The sequence below is a fragment of the Paenibacillus sp. FSL M7-0656 genome, assembly GCF_038003225.1.
Lineage (GTDB): Bacteria > Bacillota > Bacilli > Paenibacillales > Paenibacillaceae > Paenibacillus > Paenibacillus amylolyticus.
The window spans coordinates 6,888,500-6,914,455 of the sequence record NZ_JBBOOT010000001.1; the positions used below are offsets into that span (position 1 = coordinate 6,888,500).

The 25,956-nt window shown below is 43.3% G+C and carries 27 protein-coding genes; all 27 read left to right on the forward strand.

Annotation, left to right across the window (positions count from 1 at the left end; genetic code table 11):
* The first annotated feature begins 15 nt into the window (after nucleotides 1-15).
* Nucleotides 16-4,671: a hypothetical protein gene (locus tag MHI01_RS30170; RefSeq protein WP_340984764.1), complete on the forward strand. Its 4,656-nt coding sequence runs from the start codon at nucleotides 16-18 to the stop codon at nucleotides 4,669-4,671.
* Nucleotides 4,672-4,687: 16 nt separating this feature from the next.
* Nucleotides 4,688-5,821 carry a hypothetical protein gene (locus tag MHI01_RS30175; RefSeq protein WP_076328288.1) on the forward strand — a complete coding sequence of 378 codons (1,134 nt, stop codon included), beginning with the start codon at nucleotides 4,688-4,690 and terminating at the stop codon, nucleotides 5,819-5,821.
* Between the two features lie 59 nt (nucleotides 5,822-5,880).
* Nucleotides 5,881-7,647 carry a hypothetical protein gene (locus MHI01_RS30180; protein WP_340984765.1) on the forward strand — a complete coding sequence of 589 codons (1,767 nt, stop codon included), beginning with the start codon at nucleotides 5,881-5,883 and terminating at the stop codon, nucleotides 7,645-7,647.
* 46 nt (nucleotides 7,648-7,693) lie between these two features.
* The gene (locus MHI01_RS30185) at nucleotides 7,694-7,999 is read left to right on the forward strand and encodes a hypothetical protein (protein ID WP_340984766.1); all 306 of its coding nucleotides are present in this window, start codon (nucleotides 7,694-7,696) and stop codon (nucleotides 7,997-7,999) included.
* Nucleotides 8,000-8,011: 12 nt separating this feature from the next.
* Nucleotides 8,012-9,073: a hypothetical protein gene (locus MHI01_RS30190; RefSeq protein WP_340984767.1), complete on the forward strand. Its 1,062-nt coding sequence runs from the start codon at nucleotides 8,012-8,014 to the stop codon at nucleotides 9,071-9,073.
* 3 nt (nucleotides 9,074-9,076) lie between these two features.
* Nucleotides 9,077-10,030, forward strand: a complete 954-nt coding sequence (locus tag MHI01_RS30195) for a hypothetical protein (RefSeq protein WP_340984768.1) — start codon at nucleotides 9,077-9,079, stop codon at nucleotides 10,028-10,030.
* A 16-nt stretch (nucleotides 10,031-10,046) separates the two neighbouring features.
* Complete coding sequence (locus MHI01_RS30200) at nucleotides 10,047-10,838, forward strand: hypothetical protein (RefSeq protein ID WP_127550969.1); 792 nt, start codon at nucleotides 10,047-10,049, stop codon at nucleotides 10,836-10,838.
* Between the two features lie 13 nt (nucleotides 10,839-10,851).
* Nucleotides 10,852-11,412 carry a hypothetical protein gene (locus MHI01_RS30205; protein ID WP_340984769.1) on the forward strand — a complete coding sequence of 187 codons (561 nt, stop codon included), beginning with the start codon at nucleotides 10,852-10,854 and terminating at the stop codon, nucleotides 11,410-11,412.
* Nucleotides 11,409-11,804, forward strand: coding sequence for a hypothetical protein (locus MHI01_RS30210; RefSeq protein WP_036672279.1), 396 nt, complete (start codon nucleotides 11,409-11,411; stop codon nucleotides 11,802-11,804). The genes MHI01_RS30205 and MHI01_RS30210 overlap by 4 nt, the downstream gene beginning before the upstream one ends.
* Nucleotides 11,805-11,819: 15 nt before the next feature.
* Nucleotides 11,820-12,734, forward strand: coding sequence for a hypothetical protein (locus tag MHI01_RS30215; RefSeq protein WP_340984770.1), 915 nt, complete (start codon nucleotides 11,820-11,822; stop codon nucleotides 12,732-12,734).
* Between the two features lie 156 nt (nucleotides 12,735-12,890).
* Entirely contained in the window at nucleotides 12,891-13,214 is a 324-nt protein-coding gene (locus MHI01_RS30220; protein WP_127550961.1) for a hypothetical protein, read from the forward strand.
* Nucleotides 13,183-13,380: a hypothetical protein gene (locus MHI01_RS30225; protein WP_340984771.1), complete on the forward strand. Its 198-nt coding sequence runs from the start codon at nucleotides 13,183-13,185 to the stop codon at nucleotides 13,378-13,380. Before MHI01_RS30220 ends, MHI01_RS30225 begins: the two co-directional genes overlap by 32 nt.
* A gap of 234 nt (nucleotides 13,381-13,614) precedes the next feature.
* Nucleotides 13,615-14,031 carry a Na-translocating system protein MpsC family protein gene (locus tag MHI01_RS30230; protein WP_036607758.1) on the forward strand — a complete coding sequence of 139 codons (417 nt, stop codon included), beginning with the start codon at nucleotides 13,615-13,617 and terminating at the stop codon, nucleotides 14,029-14,031.
* Between the two features lie 597 nt (nucleotides 14,032-14,628).
* Nucleotides 14,629-15,195 carry a sigma-70 family RNA polymerase sigma factor gene (locus tag MHI01_RS30235; RefSeq protein WP_051447053.1) on the forward strand — a complete coding sequence of 189 codons (567 nt, stop codon included), beginning with the start codon at nucleotides 14,629-14,631 and terminating at the stop codon, nucleotides 15,193-15,195.
* Between the two features lie 166 nt (nucleotides 15,196-15,361).
* Nucleotides 15,362-15,718, forward strand: coding sequence for a hypothetical protein (locus MHI01_RS30240; protein WP_340984772.1), 357 nt, complete (start codon nucleotides 15,362-15,364; stop codon nucleotides 15,716-15,718).
* A 78-nt stretch (nucleotides 15,719-15,796) separates the two neighbouring features.
* On the forward strand, nucleotides 15,797-16,171 hold the full coding sequence (locus MHI01_RS30245) for a hypothetical protein (RefSeq protein WP_282320899.1): 375 nt from the start codon (nucleotides 15,797-15,799) through the stop codon (nucleotides 16,169-16,171).
* On the forward strand, nucleotides 16,168-16,383 hold the full coding sequence (locus MHI01_RS30250; protein ID WP_340984773.1) for a hypothetical protein: 216 nt from the start codon (nucleotides 16,168-16,170) through the stop codon (nucleotides 16,381-16,383). Before MHI01_RS30245 ends, MHI01_RS30250 begins: the two co-directional genes overlap by 4 nt.
* A gap of 63 nt (nucleotides 16,384-16,446) precedes the next feature.
* On the forward strand, nucleotides 16,447-17,085 hold the full coding sequence (locus MHI01_RS30255) for a lytic transglycosylase domain-containing protein (RefSeq protein WP_340984774.1): 639 nt from the start codon (nucleotides 16,447-16,449) through the stop codon (nucleotides 17,083-17,085).
* Between the two features lie 66 nt (nucleotides 17,086-17,151).
* The gene (locus MHI01_RS30260) at nucleotides 17,152-17,955 is read left to right on the forward strand and encodes a sigma-70 family RNA polymerase sigma factor (RefSeq protein WP_315371738.1); all 804 of its coding nucleotides are present in this window, start codon (nucleotides 17,152-17,154) and stop codon (nucleotides 17,953-17,955) included.
* 162 nt (nucleotides 17,956-18,117) lie between these two features.
* On the forward strand, nucleotides 18,118-19,305 hold the full coding sequence (locus MHI01_RS30265) for a D-alanyl-D-alanine carboxypeptidase family protein (RefSeq protein ID WP_127550946.1): 1,188 nt from the start codon (nucleotides 18,118-18,120) through the stop codon (nucleotides 19,303-19,305).
* 31 nt (nucleotides 19,306-19,336) lie between these two features.
* The gene (locus MHI01_RS30270; protein WP_036607746.1) at nucleotides 19,337-19,963 is read left to right on the forward strand and encodes a nucleoside recognition domain-containing protein; all 627 of its coding nucleotides are present in this window, start codon (nucleotides 19,337-19,339) and stop codon (nucleotides 19,961-19,963) included.
* Between the two features lie 6 nt (nucleotides 19,964-19,969).
* The gene (locus tag MHI01_RS30275; protein WP_127550944.1) at nucleotides 19,970-20,503 is read left to right on the forward strand and encodes a spore maturation protein; all 534 of its coding nucleotides are present in this window, start codon (nucleotides 19,970-19,972) and stop codon (nucleotides 20,501-20,503) included.
* 64 nt (nucleotides 20,504-20,567) lie between these two features.
* Nucleotides 20,568-21,386: a S1 family peptidase gene (locus MHI01_RS30280; RefSeq protein ID WP_340984775.1), complete on the forward strand. Its 819-nt coding sequence runs from the start codon at nucleotides 20,568-20,570 to the stop codon at nucleotides 21,384-21,386.
* Nucleotides 21,387-21,582: 196 nt separating this feature from the next.
* On the forward strand, nucleotides 21,583-22,332 hold the full coding sequence (locus MHI01_RS30285) for a pseudouridine synthase (RefSeq protein WP_017687660.1): 750 nt from the start codon (nucleotides 21,583-21,585) through the stop codon (nucleotides 22,330-22,332).
* A 134-nt stretch (nucleotides 22,333-22,466) separates the two neighbouring features.
* Nucleotides 22,467-22,994, forward strand: coding sequence for a redoxin family protein (locus MHI01_RS30290; RefSeq protein WP_017687661.1), 528 nt, complete (start codon nucleotides 22,467-22,469; stop codon nucleotides 22,992-22,994).
* Between the two features lie 14 nt (nucleotides 22,995-23,008).
* Nucleotides 23,009-24,682, forward strand: coding sequence for a cytochrome c biogenesis protein ResB (resB, locus tag MHI01_RS30295; RefSeq protein ID WP_127550939.1), 1,674 nt, complete (start codon nucleotides 23,009-23,011; stop codon nucleotides 24,680-24,682).
* Nucleotides 24,679-25,941 carry a cytochrome c biogenesis protein CcsA gene (gene ccsA / locus MHI01_RS30300; protein ID WP_339186697.1) on the forward strand — a complete coding sequence of 421 codons (1,263 nt, stop codon included), beginning with the start codon at nucleotides 24,679-24,681 and terminating at the stop codon, nucleotides 25,939-25,941. The genes resB and ccsA overlap by 4 nt, the downstream gene beginning before the upstream one ends.
* The last annotated feature ends 15 nt before the right edge of the window (nucleotides 25,942-25,956 follow it).

Below are 25,956 nucleotides of genomic sequence, written 5' to 3' on the forward strand. Positions count from 1 at the left end.
TGGGAGGTGATTGGTATGGGTCATACATTTGGTTTGTTCTCCAAGTCACAGAAAGGTGTATTGTTCGCGAATATGAGAGCGAAGATTGCGGACGAAAGTTACGGCAACCCCAATAACCCTGCGTATTTACCGCAGAGTCCCAATGCACCGAGGAGTGAAACGGACCGGCATGGTGAAGAAAATAATCCTATTCTGGGTGATCCAGGTTACGGTCAGATAGGACGATGGCAGACGGTTCAATTGGATGCACTGGAAAACAGTATTGATCAAATCATTGAGCAATATCTGAAAGATAAGTCGTGGTATGCGAGTGTACGATGCCGTGAAGCACTGTGGAATATGTATCGCAGGATTGAATGGTGGGTAGAACAACAGCAGCCTCCAGATAAAACACAATATCAGCGAGTACTGCAGATGATTAAAGATTGTATTCACAAGATTCTTGAAAATGCTCAGAAGCCTGGCGGTAGTCATCATGGTGTATCATTGCCCGTATGTCCGGCACCCTACTACCATCATTTTAGTGGGAATTACTTTAATCATTTTGATGCAACCGTATATGAGATTCCGCTCTTTTCAATGAAAAAGGACGTCCCGTTCTCGAATAAATTCCCTGATTTCTTCAGATATGTATCATCGACGGAGGATCAGGAATGGGTAGCTGTCCACTCCGTAGGCCGAAATGAACAATCTGGATCAGAGATGATCTTAAAACTGGATTTAGGGCTTCTGGAGATTGGCAACTCATCCAAAATCACATTTAACTGGCGTGTGAAGCGTTATGGACAGATCAGGTTCAAGTACCTGGCTAGTGCCAAGCGCGGTAATGGCATGCTGTTCTATATTAATGGGCAGCAAGTTGGGGGCGAATGGAGCGAGAATAGCGGATGGCAAGAAGCTGCATTTACGTTGCAGCCAGGACAGATGTACAAGTTCGACTGGTTAATCCGCAAAATGAGACCCGAAGTATGGCAGAACAATGGTATCTATATCAAGGATGTTGAAGTTGTTGAGATTGTGGATACACGCAAGCCGCCTGCGCCTCTGGATTATGATTTGGATGGGGAGCATGTACATGAGTACGGTAATTGGGTAGTAAGATCCCCACAAAGTGTGGCACAAGCGCATTTTCAAGGTCAATTTATTGCAGATGATTTACGAAAGAAAACTATGATAATGGATTTGGACAACGAATGTAACGGAAGTATCTCATTTGCCTACAAAATGGGTGTAGATGAAGAGCCCTATCCTGATCATGATTATGAGTTGTTTTTCGACGATAAAATGCTTCAACGTACCCAGCGCGGGGATGGAGATCATGGCAGCTATGCTCGATCAGTGCATGGTGTGGAGTGGATACTAAATGGAGAATATTCAGAAACGGAAACCGACCTAGCCAAGATTGAGTATGAAATTGTTGCAGGGCATGATACGACCATTGACCTGAAAGGGGTAGTTGAGGTCATTTGTCCACCTCAAGAAATTGATCACTGGGAGCCCAGTCTTTATGGACAAGGGATTGGGAATTATCAATGGACAATGTCGGGAAATCCCAGTTGGATTCGTCACAATGATACCTTGCGTCTGGATGAACCAAAGCATGGTGATATGATTGCCCAAACAGAGGTGATTTTAGATGATGATGGTTGGTTTTTATTCAATTACTCTCATCAATTGAGGACTACTGAAGCGTTCGAGGTAACAGTCAACGGTATGTTAGAACATTATACAACCATGCAAAGTCACGGAGATCAGATACGTATCCCTTTAGAGGCTGGTACTAATCTAATACAGTTTTATATTCGAGATAGATTGACCGAAGAACCACTCATATATGAGATGGATAAACCGTTCACCTATGGAAACAACACCGGCAATACATATCGTACCTTATCTCCGCTAGGCTCATATGTTGATGTGACAAGGAACTGGGATGTTACGGATGCTGGTGCAAGGACAGAACAACATGGAGATACGATTACGTATAAGGCGGAGTTGAACCCTGGTGCCAAGTTTAGTGTAAAAGAGCATATGCGTATTTATCCTGCAATGGACCCCGCGTACAATCCTGATAAAGGAGGTACAAGAGATGAGAACGTGTTTGAAGAGATATTTAATGACGAAGGCAACTATGATGAGGCATTGAGGTTCATAGGGAGTTGGGATTGGAAAGAAGTTGTAGTCGGAGATGGCGTGATGTGGGCCCAAGGTCATGATCAGGATTTCATATGCGAGTTTGAAGCACAGTTAGACAACTCAGGATATATCTGCTGGCAGTATGGAGGGGAATTTGACATCGGCGAGAAACTGGAACTTCAAATTGATGGTGTTTCAGTCTGGACAGGGAGTCAATCCAATGGAGACGATGGAACAAATTGTATGTATCCATTACCATCGGGGAGTCACAGTTTCCGCTGGATTTACCGGGATGGTAAGGCGTATGCACCAGGTAATGGTAGTACAGGCGGAGCAGAAAATGGATCAGCAAATTCCGGAGGGAATGGTACCGGTAATGATCAATCAGGTATAGCAGTTAAAAATCCTTTTGGAGAAGAGTGTTATCCAGCTTCGTTCAAGAATCATGACATTCAATACGGGCAAAAGCTTTATTCAGGTAAGTCTGATCGTAATGCTTTGTGGAAGGCTTATAATCAGGGACAGGTCTTCTCAGGATCTGGTGGAGCATATGCGATAGGTGTTACGAACAATAAAGCCATTAAACGAGATTTTGTTGTTTCCGACGTTGGGACGATTCAATTCTCGGAATATCTCACTGTATACCCGGTTCAAAAGTTAAAGGTATATGGATTAAGAACGCTTAAAGATTCTACTTTCAAAGCAGAAGCAGGAATAAAAGAGCCGGGTAAAAATTTAAATTATTACTCAATAGATGTCCGTAATACCAGACCAGGTAATAAAGATTCAGATTTTGGAAGTGAACACACCAGAAAAGTTTACGTTGAATTTTATTGTAATGGAAGCTTTGAAATCATTTTCGATTATATGTGTTATCTATTTGATGGAGATGAGAAAGCCAGATTTCGTGTCCAGTATTACAAAGGTACACAAGTAGAGGCGAAAAAAGGTGTAGTCATCTTAGATGAGAAGAAAAATTTAGGGTACAACCAAGGAATAATTAACTACAAATCCATTACTGATAAGCAGTGGAAGGATGCAATACCTTTTAACAAAAAAGTGACTGTTAAGGAGCCGGGTACTTATACCTTGTGTATTGGACTTACGGATACCTTGAAAGACGAAGATGAAGATTCAAAAGGGATTCCTTATCATGCATCCATTAAGAACCTTCAAATTCGAACTGAAGATCCTAACGGTAAAAACGGAGATAAACTAGTTAATTACTCTATTTATGATAATAAAACCTATGTAGATGTTGAATTGACAAATACTAAGACTGGGGCAAAAAGCCTTCTTAGAAAATTGAAAGTAGAAGCAGGTAACCAAACAGGTGAAAGCATCCAAATTCCAACTAACCTAGAACCTGGAACTAAATATACCATTACATACACACTCCATAAAAATAAGGGCTCATCGAACGCCACGGGTCTTGATGCTGGTGGTTTCACGCTTAGTAATGGGAGCTTTACAGAGACCTGGGGCGCTTATTGCACTGATGCGAAGGGGGGGATATATCTAAAGGATAAATCTCCCCATCCAGGAGAAGATTCATGGAATCCACCTGGACCAGATACGACTGCGCCAGATGGTGGTAGTCATGCCTGGCTCGACGTTATTCGATTATACGAGAATAGAGATAGGGCTTGTCGAGGAACCAAAATTGTCATTGAAACTTACGAGGACGGTCAACTACTAATTCCACCACGAGAAGTAACAACTGAAAATGATCAAATCATTTCAATTGAAGTCGAAAACACTTCAAATCAGAAGAAAAACTACGAGGTTCGTGTTCGATTCGAGCGAGGATGCCCGGGAGATGGCGCAATGATCTGGGGAGGGAAACTGAATATTGATGATATTATCAAAGTTGATCCATCCTGGGCTGAGGTGACTCACTTTGAAGTTTGGAATAATAAACCGATCTGGATGGGTGGATGCGATAACAGTAATATGCGCGTAAAAATTACACGTGAGGACGGAAAAGTGCTATGGGATGAAAAGTATTACGGGGATGGGTATCGTGGCTTCGAACTGAATGATCTGGCTCCCAAGCCATATAGCAAGTATAAGGTGGAGATTACAACAGATCAGAAGGGGCAAATCAGCGATTGGACAGGAAAACGATATCTAACCACCTTCCGGGTGCATGACTTCAAAGCCTACGAACGATGGGTGTGGGTACCTGAGCCATTTGATTGTCAACTGGATTTCTTCATTGACGATGAGCTTATCAAAACATTCACCCAAGAGGGTGGATACTATACATTTTCACATCCAGTGCCCAAAGGCAAACATGAGTTCAAATGGGTGTTCACCTCACTTCAGGAAGTGGGTACGCGTAGTTACGAATATGCTAATCTGGACTGGATGGAGCTGACCAACTGGATATGTGATGACGTCTACGTCATTCCTTACTGCGAAGGTGGTGGTGGAGACAAGTGTGTTGAAGCGCTTATTAAATGTTTGCTGGAAGTTTGGAAAGCAAGGCCCAAGATGTGTGTGATCGGTAAACGCATCTGGCTATTCACGTAAAGAAAGGAGGTTCTGTATGGGTGTTGTGAGGTTGAAAGAGTCAGGCAGGATTTATGAGGATGCGTTCGTAAGCTCCAACCTGGATTCCAAATGGGAAGTACTCCCTAACGATGCTACTCGATATGAAGCGGGTAGTGGCAGCCTGGTGCTCAAACATGGTCAAGATCCGCTGTATATGTTCTATAAACCTTTGACAGATATGAAGCAATTCGTCATGGATGTGAAGAACAGTTACAATCCCGATACAGAGGGATGTTACGGTGGAGTTATCGTGTTTGTAGATGAACATAACTACATGGAGATTGAAGAGTTTTTGGATATGTCCTTGCCCAAGCCTTTGCTGAAGACTTACCCGTGGATACGTTTGATTCGAGATTATAACTATTATACGGCGTATTGGTCGGATGATGGCGTGATTTGGAACATCATTGGTTCTGTAGAACTGGTGGGAGCCCCTAAAATTGGTCTTTATCTGAAGGGTGAAGGTGATCACCCCATGCATATTCAGTATATTCGAATCAACAAAGGAACATCTATTGCCGTAGACAATCTAACCAAAGGAACTGTGGTTGATCTAATCGATCAGAATGGTGTTGTGCTTGAGTCCAGGGTATGCCGATCTGAAGAAACGGTTGTACATTTTAACATGGATCCATATTCATATCCGTTTGAGGGCAATTTTGGGATTAGGCTTCCGGATGGAAATCGGTTTCAGGCCATGGATTCTATAAAGTTATACAGGGGAGACCTAATGTATTTTGAGGTTACACCAGATTTATATTACAAAGAATCAAATCCTGAAACAGGAGAAGATTTCGATGTGCTTCTCTATCCCAACACGGATAGGTTTCTAGGCTATTTAACGGCAGGTGGTTCTGCTACACAAGAAGTTCGAATGTTTGCCAAGAACCCCATGATATCAGGAGACTTTAAAAATGTAACCTTTGCGCTCACAAGCGGGACGGATAAAGTGCAGATTGCGCCTGATGTTGAAGGCATTCCGGGGTCTTTCAGCTACTCGATCACCGCGTTTACCATTCTACCAGGAGCGTCCTATCCATTCTGGCTGCGAATGGAAAGGGAAGAATCTCAAGACAGGTATGCTTCCCAGGTCAAATTTTCGCTACAGATGTATTCGACATACATATGACTTAATCGTATTGGAGTAATTACGTATAGATCATGTAAGGCATGAATGGAGGTGGTCAAATGTCAGTAAGAATTAACCAGTCTCATCGATCATCCGCCAAGAGTCATAAGGAATTAAGTGATATTGGGGTCCGTACGCATGATGAGATTGATTCCTATCTTGCAGAGTTGGATGAAGCCAGAGGGAATGCGCTTAGTCTAGGTGATCGAATCACACTCGTAGAAGAATCTGCACACGATAGCCGAGACGCAGTAAAAAATCATGAGCAGAGATTAGGCGATGTCGAGACTAAGGTTATTTCAAACAGCTCACGATTGGATGATGTTCAGCAGGATATTGTGACGGCAAGAGCAGATGTCAATACTATTTCCAAGAGTCAGGATGACCATGAGAAGAGATTGAGTCTTGCGGAGACGGAGATAAAAGAAGCACGTGGAGCAGAGGCATCCATAGATCATCGATTTGACACGTTGGAGAAAGCGATTGAAGTTGTAGTGAAGCAACCCATTCAGGATCTCAGTGTTACCAACCCCACGTACCTAGATGCAAATAACAGTGTCCAAGTTACGATTAATGCAGGACGAGCCAGTATCAACAAGGTTATTGTGGATCAGTTTTCTCAGACATTCAGCATTTCAGACATTGAAGCCAATACGACATATTATATTTTTCTTCATGAAAATGGGGAGTACACTTATAGCTCAGATCAAAAAGAGCCCAAGGATGCCATGATCATAGGTGGACTCGATGTTGGAGTTTCTCCAACAACTTCACTCACGGCTTTGGATTTCAGGTATTTCTTAACAAAGGGTTCTGTTGAAAATGACATGTCTGCATTGGGAATTCGTGTAGATGATCTGGAAAAAAACGTTGGTGAGCAAACCACAACAATTGCTACACATCATACGGCGATCAAAGCGATGGAAGTCCAATTAGAAGCAACTGCTAAAGAAGTTGTGGCTTCAAAAGAAGATAAAAACGGAGTTGTCTATGATGCTCTCAAGGACAGACTCGACAACATGCAGAGTCGTCTTGAACTCGCTGAGAGTCGAGGTACTATGGAGCATCAATCCGTATTCCATTTTACTTCTGCTCCTAACAGCAGGTTGTCGACGACTAGAGATTTTCAAGTGCCCAGATATGTGATTGGTTCAAATTCCGCAGAGGTATTTCTGGATGGAATACGCATGGATGCAGGAGACGATTACATTGAATATAATGATACGCTTATACGGTTTACTTTTGATGTGCCCAAGGAAGCCCGAGTAACTGTCATTGGTCGTGGGTCAATTATTAACACCACTTCGGTAACCGAATATACCTATTATCCAGATGGAAAAGTACATACGGAGAAGATTGATGGAGGGATCAACCGCACCATTGAGCACTTCTATAGCGCGGATGGAAATCTGGAACGACAGGAGGTTACTGAGAGTAACGGACAGATCAAGTCCATTGAGTATCAGCGTGACATTACGGGTAGAGTACTGCGCGAAATTAACAATGGTGCAGAGTATTATGTGCTTCAAGGAGGTGCTACCTTCGATGACACGGACATCCGGAGGAGACTTGTCTTTCTTGAAGGAAGTACACTTGAGCTGGATGTCGTATATAACTACTTCTCTAATGGTGACATTGAGTCAGAAGAAGTATTCTCAGTAGATTTGAATCCACAGCTATTGAAGAAAACATCGTTTACTTACAATGCAGATGGTACCGTTAAGACTGAGACCTTGATCTATGACGGCCAAGGAGTTCAGAAGGCATTTGAATATGATGCTAGCGGTAACATCAAACAAGTAAAAATTAGAAAGGTCGTGATTTGACGTGACGAGGACCGTGCAGGATGTAAAATTTGCACTACATACCATTATGGATAAATTAGTGGGCAATCACTTAGAGCCATTCAGTACAGAGGAAATTGAAATTCTAATCTTTGCTTTTGAAAGCAATATTCTGTTTGATAATGTGGCTCATAAGTTTCTGCCTTCACTTAAAGGGCTACCTAAAATTTATGAGGTTGCTAGTGGTGTGGAGTTGGAGAATGAAGTTAGGGAAAAAGAGCAGTCCTATCAAGAGAATCTCATAAGAGAGAGAAGCGACATGGTGAAAACAGTCTTGTTTGCTGTTATTAAGGAACATATATTTCGTGACATGAGTTTAAGATTCGGGACTTAAGGAGGTATTAGAGTGGCTGAGAACATTCTACTAAGCGCGCTACGAAGATACGAGTTTTATTCTTACTCGTCCACATTTATTTCAGAACTCTATAAAACAGTGAGCCAAGAGTTATATGGAGATACCAACTGGGAATGGGATTACAATACAACGAATGAATACTCGATTCCAAGAAGCTGGAATAGTACCAGTAGATTTACAGGAAACCAAGGCACAATAACGGCAAAAAATAAAAATGATCCAAGTTTGTTTTTTACAATAAGTATGAATATATCAAGATTTTATACTAATTATTATACTAATGACTATACACGGAGTTATTTACTTAGAACTGGATATAGAAACAATGGTTCAGTAGTTAAACCGGATCTTTATACTGAAGTAGGCGCTGTGTCAGAAATACCATTAAACACCTGCGTAAACGAGGCCTATTCCGACAGAAGCACTGCCCCAAATGTATACTGGAAATGGAGCTTGTTCATATCAAAATATTATATTTTTATGATAGGTGAGCCACAGAATGCTACTGACGTAGCGTATCCAGTAAGATTGTATCTTGGAAAATTGAAACCTTTCGAAAATGAGGACCCTTTAGTGGCTAACGATTTTGTAGGCGTTTTCGGACATTATCCTCTAGGTTTGAATATGTCGGACGACAAATTGAAGTACAGTACAGGGCGAGGCTATGTGAGAACATCAAGAAACGGCACAGCGAATGCTCTATATCATTTTTCAACAAGCTCTCAAGTCTCTTCTCCAGGTTTGGGTGGGAGGTACTTTATCTCGCCCTTCTATGTATGGCATGAATCAGAAGGTGTTCGTGGGGAGTTTTATGGTATTCGAACAGCCGTTTTAAGGGATGCAGGTATGTATCCCGATGGCTCTATTCTAGATCTTGGAGACGAACGCTATTATGTTTTTCATGTTATGAATCAACAGCATCCCGCAACACATCAAGGTTTTTATGCAAGCAATGGAGCTTACTACACCGGCCAACCCTACTTCTTCGACTCTCCCTTACTTCTCGGTGGCGGACAACGGGTGCTGCTATTCGAGATCGAGAAGGAGGTGTAGTGCATGACCATGATTCGCAGACACGAGTTTACCAGTACGCTAAGCTTATTTACTTCAACGCTTGTTAACACATTGAAAGATGCACTCGATCCTTACTGGGATACCATACATACGGCCGAAACGACATATGCCAATTGGGGAAACGCGCTGCTTACCAATAAAAAAAATACATCCATGCGTTTTACCATGTGTGTATGGGCGCACGCCAGAGGAGTCAACATTCGCTGGGGACTGAAGAACCTGGGAAGCAATGTGGCATCACCAGATCTATTCATAAATCCGCCAGTGGACACAGATAAATTCATGACGGAAACGCCATTTTTGTGTCATAACGTGCAGTACAATGTGAACTATAAGTGGTCTGTAATTACGAATGAGGACATACTGTTTATCCACGGAGAGAGTCTGAACTACCCGGAACGAGCTTACCCAGTACGAATATTCCTAGGCAAATGCCAGGCTTTAGAGCAAGAAGACCCGGCGATTGCCAACAAATTTTATGGCGTTTTCCCACATATGCCTTTATCCGCTTCGGATAACAACATATCAGATCAATATGACACTCCTAGAGGTGTCGTGATGACTTCACGGAATGGAACGGAGTACGCACTGTACAATTTTGGGACAGAGTCCATCCCTTCTCCAGGTGTAGGTTCAAGATACTATGTTACGCCTTTTATGGTCTATCATCCATCTGAAGGAGCTAGGGGTGAATTCAAGGGTATGCGTTCCATTGTATTTAAAAACAGTGCGCAGCACCCGGACGGATCGATCCTGGATCTTGGCAATGATGGCAAGTATTACGTGTTTCATGTCGTAGATCAGGATTATCCGAATACAGACTATGGACGTTATTACCACAATTCGAACCTGGCTCCTGTGTATTCAAGACCGAAGTTCTTCCATGGAGCCAGACTGCTTGGTGGTGGACAAAGAGCGTTACTTTTCCAAATATAGGAGGTGTTTATGAGGGATGGCTAATTTCACAGGCAAAGTTAAGATGAATGAATTATTTGCAAATATTGTTCAAGGCTTTAAAACGATTGCGGGATCTCCCTGGTCCATTTTTTACGAGACAGCGAGTGTGATCGTGCTTAAATCGGTGGGCACAACGGGTTCAGATAAACTGTTCTTCAGACTTGAGGTTGGAAACACGAAGGGAACTACGGGAAATAAATTGACCGTGAGTGTGGCTGAAGATGTGATGGCAACAGATGGTAGTATTCCTTTGGGCAGAGCCGAAGTGAAAAAGGACTTCCTATGTCATACGAGTGCCGTTGATACGAATCTATTAATCGATTACCAAGTTTCAGTACAACCAAACCGGATTATTATTTATTTGCAGGGGGATGTGAACTCGGTTACCGGTATATCCAATCTGGGTTACTTCGGAATTCTGAACAGGTATGCCACAGAGACAGATTCCTCGAGTTTGAGTGTTGGCCTCAGCTACAATGGGGATAATGGTATCCGGACGTTGCGTGATAAAGATAAACAGATGGTGAATAACATTTATGATGCCTACTCTGCCATGCTTCCTGTTAATCCAGGGTGGGGGTCTCTTTATCATCTTGCTCCGGTTATTATGTGTAATGGTGTGGAAGGTCCTAGGGGAGAGCTTATTGATATCTATGCGGTACCTTCTGCCGGGGTTTCCCATGGAGATGAGATCAAAGTGGGCACTAAAACATATAAGGTATACTCGCTGTCGATTGGTGGACAGAGCTTCTTATCAGGCGCTACGGTTGCTGTCCTGATGAATTAAGGTGGTGATGGACATGGCTATACATCAAGGGAAAGTTGTAGGGACCGCCGAGAGCGGTTCTCTCTATACCCAGAGTAAGGCGGCAGTTCTCCATGGCATTGGATACGATCTTGATGCTGTTCCGGTCACCATTGAAGGTAAGGAGATAGTCTATTCATTAGGAACGTTATCCACTACGGCTGAATTAATTGACATCTACCGTTGGGGTACATGGAGGATGCTGGACATCCATAATGATCAATTGATTGGATACGTTACGGATAAGTATATTTATGGGCCACGAACCAGAGTGGGAGTTCCTAATGAAAAAAATATGATACTCAAGCATAAATTTTTGACCCAGTCCAGTGGAGTAGGTTTAATTCGTGATACCATAAGAGGCCTCAAAGTGAAACAAAATTATGCGGGGCTCGATTGGTGTATTAAGGTCAAGATTCCTGTCCAACAGGCTGGGTTAGTGGGGAAAACGTGGGGGGATTGGTCCTACAGCGGAAGTGGCAACACATCTGATAGTCATCTTCGTCCACGACGGTATCCGGATACACATATTCCTAGAAGGAGGGAAGGCTCTTGAACAGGACATGGAAACTGATGGAGGAGATGAGAAAAGTGCTATTGCCGGTATCGTTTGCCCAAAGAGTAGAGTATGTTGGCGGTGGGGCGAAGGCAATGATTGATATTCCCATGGAACATCCTCGATTCATGATCAAAACGATTAGGGTCATTCCGTCCAGAGAGACGAATGTGGAAGTTCATGTTTTGAACAGTGCGGGTCCACATCCAGAGGTTCTCTATTTCAACAATGCCCAATACTCGACGGGAAATTTTATGGAAGGGATTTACGATATGATCGATTTGCCATATGAGGACGTAGATGGGACTTCAACACTTCACTTGTCGTTAAAAAATCTGGGTACAGATGTGGCCAACTTCGATATTGAGGTCGTTGGTTTGACTACAAGGTGAGAGGAGGACCACCACATGGATATTGTTTCATACAGCAAAGCTGCCAAAGTAGAACGTGAAGTTAAACAAGCCAGGGATTCTTATGCCTCACTTGATGGCAGGCTGGACGCAGTGTCAGTAGGGAACGTGGTCTCGGTCAGACTCAAAACAGAACTTCCAACCGTAGGTGAAGCAGGAAGATTGTATTTGGTACGCCAAGACTCAAGCAATCAAAATGAATCAACGACCTATACATACAGCGGTGGGAAATATGTAAAGGTGGGTGGTGATCGAGTTTCGAACCATCCTGAGAATGGAACGATTAATCTTAATGGTACCAAAACGGTGATCTATAGCCATCCGGATACACACAGTGCTGATATGTTAACAGATGGAAGTCATAACGTTATCATGACTCTGAACGAACGTGAAAAGTTGTCCAACATCGAGCTTGAGGCCAATCATTACACACATCCTGACACACACAGTGCCGATATGATCAGCGATGGAGAAACCCATGTGAGCATGACTTGGGGTGAACGAAAACGCCTGAATGTCATTGATCCGTGGGAATCGATCAGCGATTTGGTAGATTATACGGATGTGGTTACATATTTTGCTTTTGACAATCAGGGAAGAGTTATTCGACAAGTCGTTACAGACAACTACACCGAGCAACTGGTTAGAGAACCTGTACTGACCATGCCAGCTTCTCCAGAAGGTTATGCACAGCATGAATCTTTCATGGTCACTTCCATTGGTGAGATTTATCGATATGATGGTCTAGACTTCGTGCAGCTTCCTACTTTGGTTGATGTCATCTATCAGTATGATGATGAGGGAAGCTTGGTGGCCAAGTCCATCACCAGGTTGGGAACAACACCTGTTCAAACCAACTTCCAATATATATATGACTCATACGGCAATCGTATAGCGGTTAAGAAATACTAATACGGAAGGATAGCATATGCTGTCCTTTTTTTCTTTTAACAACAAAATAGTTTGTGTATCCCACATCTGCATTGAAGATTAGCATTAACAATTAGCTGATCAAGACGTATAGAGAAAGTAGTATGAGAACGTAATTATTCCGGGAGGTAGTGTACGATGAATATTGAACTTACTGCTCATTTCTATTTCAAGGGAAGTGGGAAGAAAAAAACGGTGAACTGGATGGAAGATAATCCTAGATTACAACAAAAAGAGAAAGATTCGGATAAGGTCGTACGCGAAATCCCGTTAACTGGGGATGAGGTTAAGCAAGAATATCGCCGACTATTCACCAAACACAAGAACGAGGGGAAATCGATTACGTTGGAAGATACAGACGATGTGGTTCATATCATTGATCTTACTGATGTGCGAAATATTGAATTGACCTCTAAGGAGGGGAATACAGATGCTGTACAGGCTGACGTTTGCATTGAATAATGAGGAAATTGTCACTACCGAGATGACCTCGGATAAGGAGGATCTGGTTGGAGCAACGGAAGAAGCGTTCGATTTGATCGAAAGAGACTATGGTGCCAATGTCGTTTTGAACCTGGTTGCGTTTAGCCTGCTCAAAATAGAGCTCACCAATGAAATGATAAATTAAGCGTATAAGCTAACTAATGTTAGCTTTTCAGCACCAAGTGTTGATTTATTTGAATAATTATAAAATATAGTTAATAAAGTGATATACCCCAATCCTAGTTCTGGGGTCTATTCCTTTTTCATGAAAAGTTGATAGTGACTTGATTTAATGCATCCATTGAAACTTGTCTTGTACAAGCAGTTTTGATTAAACTAGGTTGAATTCATATGTTCAGGGGCAGTAGAAGGTGTCAGGATGATTGGCAAGGAGGGATGGGACATTGAGATAAAAGACTTGGAAAGAGAGCTCGCAAAGTTGGCATCCAGAATAAGAAAAGATTTTACTGAGCGCGGGCCGGTAGATACCAGAGTCTCTATCATGAATCATTTTATCATCTTAAAGTTTACAGCAAAATTCACCAAGCCTGAAGCATTCATGCTGGAACATATGCAATCACACTCAAGTCAAATTTTCGCCGAATACAAGATGAAGCTAGCACATATGATGAGAGAAGATTTCAACCCCGTTTTCTCCTATATCAACATGGGTCTGAAGATCGAAGACATCGAAACAACATTTTTTGGTCATGATTTTGCAGAGCAGATTACAGTCTTCAAGATGAACAAGGATGTTGAAGTGCTGCTGAAAAATGATGAGATCAACATGCCTTAAGACCTATGAACTAACGTTTGAATGCTGGACAGGTTCTTAGGAACCAAATTTTGTCGTTGACAATATCCTACATATTTCCTTATACTACCCTTATGGCGATCGAATAGATTAATAATCTTGACGAAGCCTATAACCTTGTTAAAGAACTTGAAGGCCATATCTTCGGTAATTGGGACGAAATAGATGTCAGACCAAGACCGACACATTCCACCATTTTGGTATTTTCCAGTGGTGCGCTCTGTGTTGGTCTTTTTGTTTGTAAAAAATGTTGCTTTACCTTTCACCGTATACTTCGTATATAGTCAGTAAAAGGCATATAAGCGAACGAAATAAATAAATGTTGCGAACACTAGTTCGTATTTGTTATTCTGAATGTAATAGGATGGGAATGGGGAGGCGGATCAAAGGGAGATTTCTTGATCGTTTGTATGTAATTAGGCTTATTAGCTTCAATTGTGTGTAACAAGACTACATATGGTATATGAGATTTCGGGAGCAAAAGCGGGAATGTAGAGTAAGATCATGCTGGATAGCGAATAGATTGTGAAGAAAGAATACGATTACTGATAATTAAATAGTTAATGGGGGAAATGAATAATGTCTGCTACAACTGCTATGGGTTTTGATGATTTATTTGAGATTGGGGATATAGACATGTTCCTGAATAAAGCTCAGGAGAAGTGTCGTCACAAACTTAGAGGTAAAACGTTTGCCGGGATGGAGAAAGAGGATGTGACCCAGGAGATTATGATCAAATTAGTTAATTCCCTGGACAAGTATGATGCAGAAAAGGCCAAAATGTCGACGTTTGTTGATCATCTTATCGAAAATAAAATCAAGGACATGTACCGCAAGTGTATGTCTGAGAAAAATCTCAGTGTGGTTAACGCTGTACAGATCATGTGCACGGATCAGGGTGGTGGCGATGAATCGGAAAGCTCAGACATCGCATTAGCGCTTGGTCATGCTGGGTTTGCTTATGAGAACTTTGAGTTTGTAACAGATATTATGGAAAATATGAGGCTGAACGAACGTGAGAAACAAATCTTTAAGCTTCGGACTTCAGGGTATGAATTTGTAGAGATTGCAGGAATGCTAGGTGTATCCAAGGCACGTATATCCCAGTTATGGAAAGCGATTCGTGAGAAATACGAAGCATTGTAGTCATAAGTGGCAATTAATAGCCTAAGTTTGATGAAGATAGATTCAGTAACCTACATAGAACAGAGAGAGCACCCTTAACTGGGTGCTTTTTTATGTCGTATAGAGAGATTAGTACAGAAAGAAAGGCGGAACAAGGATGCTTAGTGTGGTGGTTTTAGGATTTTCTGTGGAACGTCTAGAGGGGTATTCGGATATCGCTTGGGCAAGTCATGATTCTTCGACAGCTTCTGATTTAAGCAACAGGGAGTATACCTTGATCATTGAGAAAGTAGTGGTACAGGCTGATGCTGTCTTGGTTAATCTGGAAATGGATCATTTGACCTCTACTGATATTGTGATCATGCATCATGCGTATATACATAAAAAACCGATCTTGGCTGTAGGTTTCAGGCCATTGGAGCCTGTCATCGAAGATTTTGTCTCCAAACGAGTGGCTGATCTGGACGTGGCTGTACACCATATGCGGACGAACTATATGGTCCTAAGCAGCGGAACCAATCCTTCATCTGCGGCTCCAATTTAACTGCCGCTCCGATAACACGTATAGAGAATGTAAGGGCAAGAATATTCGCGAGACTTTAACTAATGGAGGAATAATTCAATGACACATATGATCAAAGCAAAAGATGATAAATTAACGGAAGAAATCGTAGCCAGTATGATTGGAAAGTATATCCACGCGCCGACCAATATGCATGAAATCCAGACGCCAACCGGCGCAACAACGAAAGCCAACGTATGGTTTGCTGGTCGTGTAGCTGGTTACGAAAAAGCCGTTATTGGATTCAACTACGAAGAGGGTACCTTTCATGAAGAACTACAAACATTTTATAACGTTCATTTAACGGATGGTATGGGGTACATTCTGACAAGTGCTTACGAATTGGAGATTCATGAACTGACCGAAGAGGAGTTTAATCAACTCATTGAAGAGAAAAAGGAAGAGGAACAAGAGTCATCGGGTGAAGAGCAATGAAAGTGTTAAACTACGCTTCGGATTTAGCTGTAAAAACGTTTGTGTCCCCTAGCGCTGCAGGTGTGGAAGAATTAATCAACGCATGGATGTTATCCAAGCCGCACACGTTCGTTACCGGACTGGAGTTTACCTCCACCGTTGATCCATCCAGTAACACGTTGGAATTTGCAGCAATCATTGTATATCAGCCAAGTGAACAAGACCAATCCTAACTTAGGTATTAGATTATTCCATCTATAATATAGAGGCTTTCAGTAAGGAGGTGGGCGAATCTGTTGCTCACTTTAGAAAGAGTAATAGGTATTGTTGTTGCGGTGGTGGTGTTAGTTTCACAATACCAAGCAACGGAAGCAGAGCAGGTAAAGCCAGTAAACCCAACGAAGCAAGAAAAACAAGAGAAGCAAGAAAAGCAGGGAAAACAAGTTAAAGATGCATCGGTTGCTCCTACGCACATACAAATGACGGATATGCTTGAGCAGTATATAGAACTCCAACATGAGAAAACAGTGAGCCGGGCAAAGCTGCTGAAGTATGTGAGGTGGGTAGTTCAATATTCGAAGGATACGGATATCGATTCCGTCTGGATTCTGGCTATGATGTGGCAAGAGAGCCGGATGTTAGAGGAAAGTGAATCATCCCATGGAGCGATTGGTTTACTTCAGATTCTTCCTAGCACAGCGAAATCGTTTGGAGTGAGTAAACAGGAGCTACATCAGCCTGAAACGAATATCAGGACAAGCATTATATACTTGGAATATCTTATGGATAAGTACGACGGAAATCTTCGTACGGCAATTATTGCGTACAATCAGGGGGAGGGCAATGTAGATAAGGGAAAGGCTCGCCCCTGGTACTACAATCAAGTGAAGGAACATCATAACAAGATGCTTGGAATAATCAAAAAAGGTCAATAAACATCATTTAACAATAGAATTTGAATACTATAAGACCGTTTATCAATTTTACATAGGGAGATCCAAATGGGAAAATTTCCAGAACATATTAGCACGAATTTGCAGGCAGACAAGAAGCATTACACAATGGATGACGTAGAAAATATTGAACGTTGTAAGCTCGATGAGCATTTCCTCGGGGATTGTATTCTGGTCAATGAGAACCTGATATGGCATTCCGTTCATAAGTATATTGGAAAACCCGAAATGATTATTAAGAATCATTGTGTGGAGAAGGATGATATTCTTCAACTGGGTCGTCTGGGATTCATCAAAGCGGTTAAAGCATTTGATACGGGGCGTGGCGTAAAATTCAGTTCGTTTAGTGTTACTGCCATTGTCAGAGAAATCAGATGTTTTCTGAGAGATAGTGCAAGCATTATTCGTCCAACTCGCACAGCTACGGAATTAATTAACCGAATCAATCGACTTGAGCACGATATGGGCTACCTGCCACCAGCACATGAAATCGCATTGTTGCTTGATGAGGAAGAAGAGAAGATCAATAAAGCACTTCAAGTGGGTAAAGGTGTGAAATACCTGGATGAGCCTGTAGGTGCTGATGATCAACAAACTCAATCCGTGACGTTGATGGATACCATCTATAGCGGGGAGAATATTGAAGAAGATATTCTGGACAAGTTATACGTTGATGCGGTTATTGATTCGGTCAAGCGCAAGCTTAGTGAGAAAGAAGTGACTGTACTGAAGCATCGTGTTGAAGGGTTTAATCAAACCCAGACCGCAGATATGGAAGACATTAGCCAGATGAGAGTCTCTAGAATTATGCGAAAAGTAGCTAAAATGCTGGATAAAAAGGATCAGGCTTGATTGTCGTCTGAGCCCTTCATATCTTATATAATGTCTCATACATAACGTCCCTCCCGCATCCAAGCGTGAGGGATTTTTGCTGTTTTTGCCCTATGGGACATACTCCAAGTTGTCCGAACATAAGATAGTACAAGATTCCAAGTGACCCGGAGGAATGAATTGATGCGAAAAATAACGAAAGTCATTGCATGCATGCTTATCCCTGTCTTCTTGTTGTCTTCATTAGGGACTACTCAAGCCCAGGCAACGATTCAAGGTCCGTCTACACATGCGCAAAGCGCTGCTCTCATTGATGTCACATCAGGCCGGATCTTATACAGCAAAGATGGGGATAAAGAACTGCGCATCGCCAGCCTGACCAAAATCATGACGGCGATCGTAGCAATCGAACACAGCAAGCTGGATGATAAAGTGAAAGTGTCTCCCTCGGCTTTTGCCAAAGAAGGATCTTCTCTCTATCTCAAGTTAGGTGAAGAGATGACGCTTGAAAACATGTTGTACGGGCTCATGCTCCGTTCAGGCAATGACGCGGCCTCTGCGATCGCAGAACATGTCGGTGGTTCGGAAGAAGGCTTTGTCCTGTTAATGAACAAAAAGGCGGAGCAAATCGGTCTGACGCATTCTCATTTTATGAACCCTCATGGACTGGATGCAGAAGGTCACTATTCAACAGCTAACGACTTGGCACGATTAACGGCATATGCATTGCACAATCCGGTGTTCAAACGCATCGTAGCCACGGAGGACAAATCCGCACCGAACCCCAATGAAAGCTGGGAATACTCTTGGCACAATAAAAATAAAATGTTGCGGATGTATGAAGGTGCGGATGGAGTGAAAACCGGCTACACAAAAAAAGCTTTCAGATGTTTGGTCAGTTCCGCTACACGTAACGGACAGCAGCTCGCCGCAGTAACGCTGAACGACGGAAACGATTGGAACGATCATGCTCGGATGCTAGATTTCGGTTTTGAGTACTTCCCGTTAGTAGAGGTCGCCAAGCAAGAACAGCCTGTGCAAAATACAGATGTCGTTACGGGCCGGGGATTCTGGTACCCACTGGCTAAAAGTGAAGAAGGCTCATTGACCAAGAAATTGATACTACACGAAAATAGAGGACAGTCGGAAACGGAAGGCAAGGAACAATCGACAGATCCTTCGTTTGGATTGGCAGGGCGCATTGATATGCAACTTGACGGCAAACTTGTGGGCTCAATTCCCGTGTATCGCAAAGGCAGTTATATTCCTCCTGAACCGAAGACAGAAGATGCAACGCTGGGTGGAATCGGTGATGTCTCTTCCTGGGCAACTGCATGGCGTGCCGTGTTAAGCCACCTGTTGTCTCCTTAGCTAAATCGCCATTGAAGGGAGGATATAATCCATGATTAATCTAATTTGGCTACTCATGATTTTAATCGGATTTGTTTTTGCAGCCGTCAACGGCAATATCGAAGTGGTCACGCAAGCTGCTTTTGATGGGGCGGCAACGGGAGTCACGGTCTGTTTTGGACTGATTAGTGTGCTTGTGTTCTGGATGGGCATGATGAAAATGGCTGAAGATGCGGGTCTCCTGGCTCGGATTGCCAAGCTGCTCGGTCCGGTTGTGGGCTTCCTGTTCCCCGATGTGCCCAAAAATCATCCGGCGATGGGTTATATTCTCTCCAATATGAGTGCCAATTTGCTGGGACTAGGAAATGCGGCTACACCGATGGGAATCAAAGCGATGCAACAGCTACAGGAGCTTAATCCGGACAAACAAACCGCTTCTCCTGCGATGTGCACCTTACTGGCTCTGAATACGGCTAGCATTACCATTATTCCGACAACGCTGATCGCCATCCGCTTAAACTATCATTCCGCCAATGCAACAGAGATTGTGGGAACAACATTGATGGCTACCATTATCGCTACACTTGCTGCTATAATCGCCGATCGCTGGTATCGAAACAGGGCTTTACACAAACCGCCGCGCATACAGAAAAGTGGCAATCCCGGCATGAAAGGATGAGCACCTTTGTTAACCTTCATCAACTGGATTTCCGTCTGGGCCATCCCGGTTATTATCGCGTTTGTTCCATTATATGCGTTTACCAAAAAGGTCCCGGTTTACGAATCCTTTGTTGATGGGGCCAAGGATGGTTTCTCCACTGCAATCAGTATTATTCCACATCTCGTGGGAATGATGGTCGCAATCAGCGTATTTCGTGCCTCGGGTGCACTGGATTTTGTGATTAGTCTGTTTGCTCCGCTGGTGTCCTGGATGGGTGTTCCGGGCGAAGTGTTACCACTCGGAATACTGCGTCCTTTAACGGGGACAGGCTCTCTGGCGTTTACAACCGATCTAATCAAAACCCATGGCCCTGACTCCATGATTGGACGTATGGCATCTACGATTCAGGGGAGTACAGACACCACGTTATATGTGCTGACTGTTTATTTTGGGGCTGTAGGCATACGTAACGGTCGATATGCACTCAAAGTAGGGTTGTTTTCCGATGTCATTGGTTTTATTGCTGCCCTCGCCATTTGTTTGCTCGTTTTTGGTTAAAAAGATATCTCCTTTCCTTCCGATATATTAGATATGCTAGAATAATAGCGGAGGAGAGTGAGACATGCAGAAGAGTTGGAAACGAATGCTCCGTGTCGGAATGTCAGGCGTGCTTGCTATTGCAATGCTCGCAGGGTCAACGGGGCTGGCGGCAGCTCAAGCCGTTCAGACGATACATTTTACAGGTTACTTCGACAAACAGCTGCGTGCACAAATGGCAGTCACAGCGGATTCTTTTCCAGTCGTGAATGTACGTTTGGTCAAGCAGGATGAACCCGATATGGTATATTATGATGTTGGTACCTCAATATTGATCTCAAAGGATGAAGTGCTCACGAATTATCATGTCGTTCAGAGTTTTGCTGAACTGTCTGATGGTGATGAAGGTACACTGACTGTTGCAAGTCCGGGTTCCTTGGGTAAGCCTGTAAAGGCAAAAATTATTAAGACAGACCCGGTGACAGATATGGCACTGCTGAAGCTGGACAAGGAAATAGACGCCCAACCGGTCACGTTTGCAAATGCAAGGGATAACCAGGTTGTTTATACGATTGGATTCCCCAAAAATCCTGCTGGTGATCTTGTCATCCTGGATGAAGATTTTCCTTCAACCTTCAATACGATAGCCAAAAGCAGAGTGTTTAGTTCCAAAGCTTTGGACGTTCCAGGTAAAAAGGGAATCGGCAGTATTGTGAAATCCATGGCACAAGGTAATTCAGGTGGCCCTGTTCTGGATCAGAACAACCGGGTAATTGGTATGATGACATTTGTGTACGGTGGACGTACCTATTATATTACTTCCAAGACATTGCAGACTTTCATTAAAGAGAGTACCACACCTGCCAAAAAACAGGTTGCAGTTGCCGGCAAAGTTTCCAATTAAATGATTTGAGGAAAAGGCTTATCTTTACACCATCTGTGTTCAACAGGTCGTGTAAAGGTAGGCTTTTTTTTGCGGCGATCTCCAGGGGAAGGTAGTCTAAAATGCATATTCGTGTCGCCAGTTTACAAAATCCTTGGATTATCCTTGTGATTTCCTTGCGTGATGGGTATCATTAGTGTGAGGTGACATGACAAACATGGAAAGATTACAAAAAATTATCGCACAGGCAGGCATTGCATCCCGCCGCAAGAGCGAGGAACTAATCCTGTCCGGCAAAGTAGAAGTTAACGGGGAGGTCGTAACCGAACTGGGTACAAAAGCGAACCCCGAAGAGGATATGATTACGGTTAATGGAAAACCGATCCGCAGTGAGAAAAAAGTGTACTTGATGTTGAACAAGCCAAAAGGTGTAATCACAAGTGCATCTGACCCGGAAGGTCGGAAAATTGTATCCGACTACCTGAAAGGTGTCAAGGAACGCGTATATCCTGTAGGTCGTCTGGATTATGACACAGAGGGCTTATTGATCCTTACCAATGATGGTGAGTTTGCACATTTGCTGACGCATCCGAAGCATCACGTACCCAAAACGTATCATGCAACGGTTAAAGGTGTGCCGCATGGTACAGCTCTGGAGAAATTAAAGACAGGCATTATGCTGGATGACGGCATGACTGCTCCTGCAGAGGTAGAGTACAAAGATGTGGATACAGCGGCCAATGAGTCGATCATTTCCATTACGATCTATGAAGGACGTAACCGTCAGGTTAGACGTATGTTCGAGGCAATCAACCATCCGGTAACTCGTCTGAAACGGATTTCGTTTGGTGGTATTTTGCTACAAAACCTGAAACGTGGTCTGACACGCAATCTGACCAAAGAGGAAGTCAACAACCTGATTACCCTCGCACAATCAGAACCAGCCAAAAAAATGAAAAAAAGGTAATGTGAGGACACATAATTTTCATAAAACCGCCGCAGTTTTGTGACGAAATTCGCTATAATTGTTCATAGGATGTTCACAGTTGTCTTAGACCAATAAGATGCGAATGCTACAGTCACTTAAAAGGGGAGCAGCACATGGGCAAATCAAGAAGAACGGTGCAAATCGTCATTTTGTTATTGATCCTGGTGTTGGGCGGATATGCGATTACCACATCGGTATCCGGCTCGAATGGCAAGCCAAAGGAAGGGGACAAGTCTCCTTCTTTTGAACTGCTGGGCCTGGATGGTCAAGTTCATACGTCTGATGAGTACAAAGGAAAAGCAATGGTGATCAATTTCTGGGGCACGTGGTGTGAACCTTGTGTTAAAGAAATGCCTGCACTTCAGGCGCAAGCTGACAAATGGAAGGACCAGGGAGTACAATTTGTCGGAATTAATGTTGGAGAAGACCAGATGACCGTGGATAATTTTGTACGGCAGGTTGGGGTTACGTTTCCAATCATGCTTGACAGGGAGAAAAACTCGGTTCGTGATTTCGGGATCTCTCCGATGCCAACAACATTCTTTGTATCCGACACGGGCAAAATCTCTACCATTCATATCGGGCAACTTGATTTGGACACACTTGACGCTCAAATTTCGCAACTGGCGAAGCAGCCCTGACAGGAGGTCTATTCGTGTTCCAAAATACCAAATGTGAGTGCGGACACCAGAATCCGGTTGGCACTGTACTATGTGAAGCATGTGGAAAACCGTTACTGGAGTCTGAAGCTAAATCGGATGAAGTGCTGGAAATGCGTTATGATGGCATGGCGCGCCGTTCACAGCGTAGTAATCCCAACATCATTGACCGCATATGGAACTTTTTTTCATCCGTCAAAATTGCCGTCTATATGATTGTTTTCACGCTTGTAGGTTCTATGCTTGGTACAATCTATCCGCAAGAAAGTACGTTCTTGAATATTGATCCTTCCGTGTATTACAAAGAAACATACGGTCAATTGGGTCATATCTATTATCTGTTGGGTTTATCCCATACATACGAATCCTGGTGGTTTATTCTACTGCTGGTGCTGATTGGGGCATCATTGGTGATATGCAGTCTGGATCGCGTCCTACCGCTCTACAAAGCACTGAATAAACAGAGAATACGTAAGCATACGCAATTTTTGACAAGACAGCGTCTCGTGTACCAAGGTACCATCGAAGAGGCACCAGAAGACTGGATTAAGAAAGCGGTTACGCCGTTGAAAAAGAAAGGATACCGCGTGCACACTCAGGGGGATGCATTACTCGCCGAGAAACAGCGATTCAGTCGATGGGGCCCATATGTCATCCATATTGGACTCATTATATTTTTGCTGGCGGTGCTCGCACGAGGTCTTCCAGGTCTGAATTTGGACGAGCACGTCGCTTTTCCTGAAGGTGAGATCAAAAAGATCCCGAATACATCGATGTATCTGCAAAATGAACAGTTTAATGTTGAATTCTACAGTGAGGACGAAGTACCCGAGCAATTCCGTAACCTGAATAAGACCGTTCCAAAACTGTTCGAAACAAAAGTTGTTTTGTATGAATGTACAGCAGATTGTTCGGATCTCTCGAAGAAACCTCAGTTAGCTGAGGTGGCCAGACATGATGTACGCGTGAATCATCCATTGAATTATAACGGTCTGAAAGCATATCAGTTTGATTATGATCTAACACCGACCATTCGTTCCGTAACGCCTGATCTGGTCAATACAGAGACGGGTGAAGTATATGGGCCAATTAAGATCGATATGGTAGATACCCAAAGAACATTTGAAGCTGGTCCTTATAAGCTCACGGTAAAAGAAAAGTTTATGGACTTTGGATTGGATGAGAATGGTCAGCCCAAATCAAAATCACCTTCACCTAATGCACCTGCTTTTCTCTTTCTCATCAAGGGACCGGATCTGCCCGAAGAGGGGATACAATATCTGTACTTTGCGAAGCAGATTGATAAACAACGGTTTCAACAGGATGCAATTAACCAACAGCTGATTGGAGCTGAGATTCCTTTACAGCTGGAAGTAGACAGCATGGACAAGGTCGATATTATTCAGTCCGTAAGTTATCTCAATATAAGAGTGGACAAGGCAATGCCTTTTGTGTGGGTAGGAGCCGGTATTGTTATGTTGGGTCTGGTCATGGGTTTTTATTGGCATCATCGCCGCATCTGGATTCGTTTTGATGATAAACAGCTCACATTGGGTGGACATACCAACAAAAACTGGTTTGGCTTCAGGCGTGAAGTTGCGGCCGTCTTGAAACAGATGAATCTGGAAGTGGAAGAGAAGTCGTTGGATAACGGGGGGAATCAGGCATGAGTTTATTGGATTTCAGCAGCGACGCATTTATCGTATCTTTCTTTCTCTATTGTGCTGCATTCTTGTTATATGCTGTCGCGGTCATGGGCAAAAAATGGAGTAATCGTGATCCTCTGGACCATATGAATCGTTGGGGTAAAAGAGCTTTTATCGCTTCGACTGTCGCCTTGGCGGCACATATCGTATTTTTTGTAACCCGATGGGCTGGGGCAGGTCATATCCCGGTTAGTAACATGTATGAGTTCATGTCTTTTCTGTCCATGATGATTATGGTTGCATTTATTGTTGTATATGCCATATACCGCAAGTCATTACTGGGTTTGTTTGCGTTACCACTTACCATTATTATTATGGCGTACGCCGCTGTATTTCCTCAGGAGGTACAACCATTAATCCCTGCACTTCAGTCCATTTGGCTGAAAATTCACGTGACGTTGGCGGCGCTTGGTGAAGCATTCTTCGCCGTGGGTTTTGCCGCAGGGTTCATGTATTTGCTCCGTACTGTTGATTTCAGTGGTAAAGACAAATCTTCAAGACGTCAACGAGGATGGGTTGAATTCACCCTAGTTACGATCGTTGTAGTCATCGGATTCATCGGAACGGTATTTGCCTTTCGTACAGCTGGTTACGAGGCGGTTTTTGTACAGAAAACGGTCAGCATTGACACAGAGGTACAGGAAAATAGTACAATAGAGAAAGTGATTTATCGCATGCCTCCGATTTTTGCACCATATAATAGCGAAGTGGAGAGCATGACACCGTTTCTTGGCATGAAAAAACCTTTACTTGAGACGCCTTCCTGGATGAACGGGGTAAATGCCGGGCGCAAGCTGAATACGGTAGTTTGGTCACTTATTGTAGGTCTGATCCTGTATGGAATTGTACGACTTCTTGTGCGCAGACCACTTGGACAAGCGTTACAGCCAATGATGGATGGAATCGATGCCGATGATCTGGATGAGATAAGTTATCGCGCGATTGCCATTGGTTTTCCGATATTTACGCTGGGAGCATTAATTTTTGCCATGATCTGGGCTCAGATTGCCTGGAGTCGCTTTTGGGGTTGGGACCCCAAAGAGGTGTGGGCATTGATTACATGGCTATATTATAGTGTGTATCTGCATTTGCGTTTATCCAGAGGTTGGCAAGGTCAGAAGTCTGCATGGCTTGCAGTTCTTGGCTTCCTGGTGGTCATGTTTACGCTGGTTGGAGTGAATCTGATCATTGCCGGATTACATTCTTATGCTGGGGCTGACTAGGACAGACTCGTATTG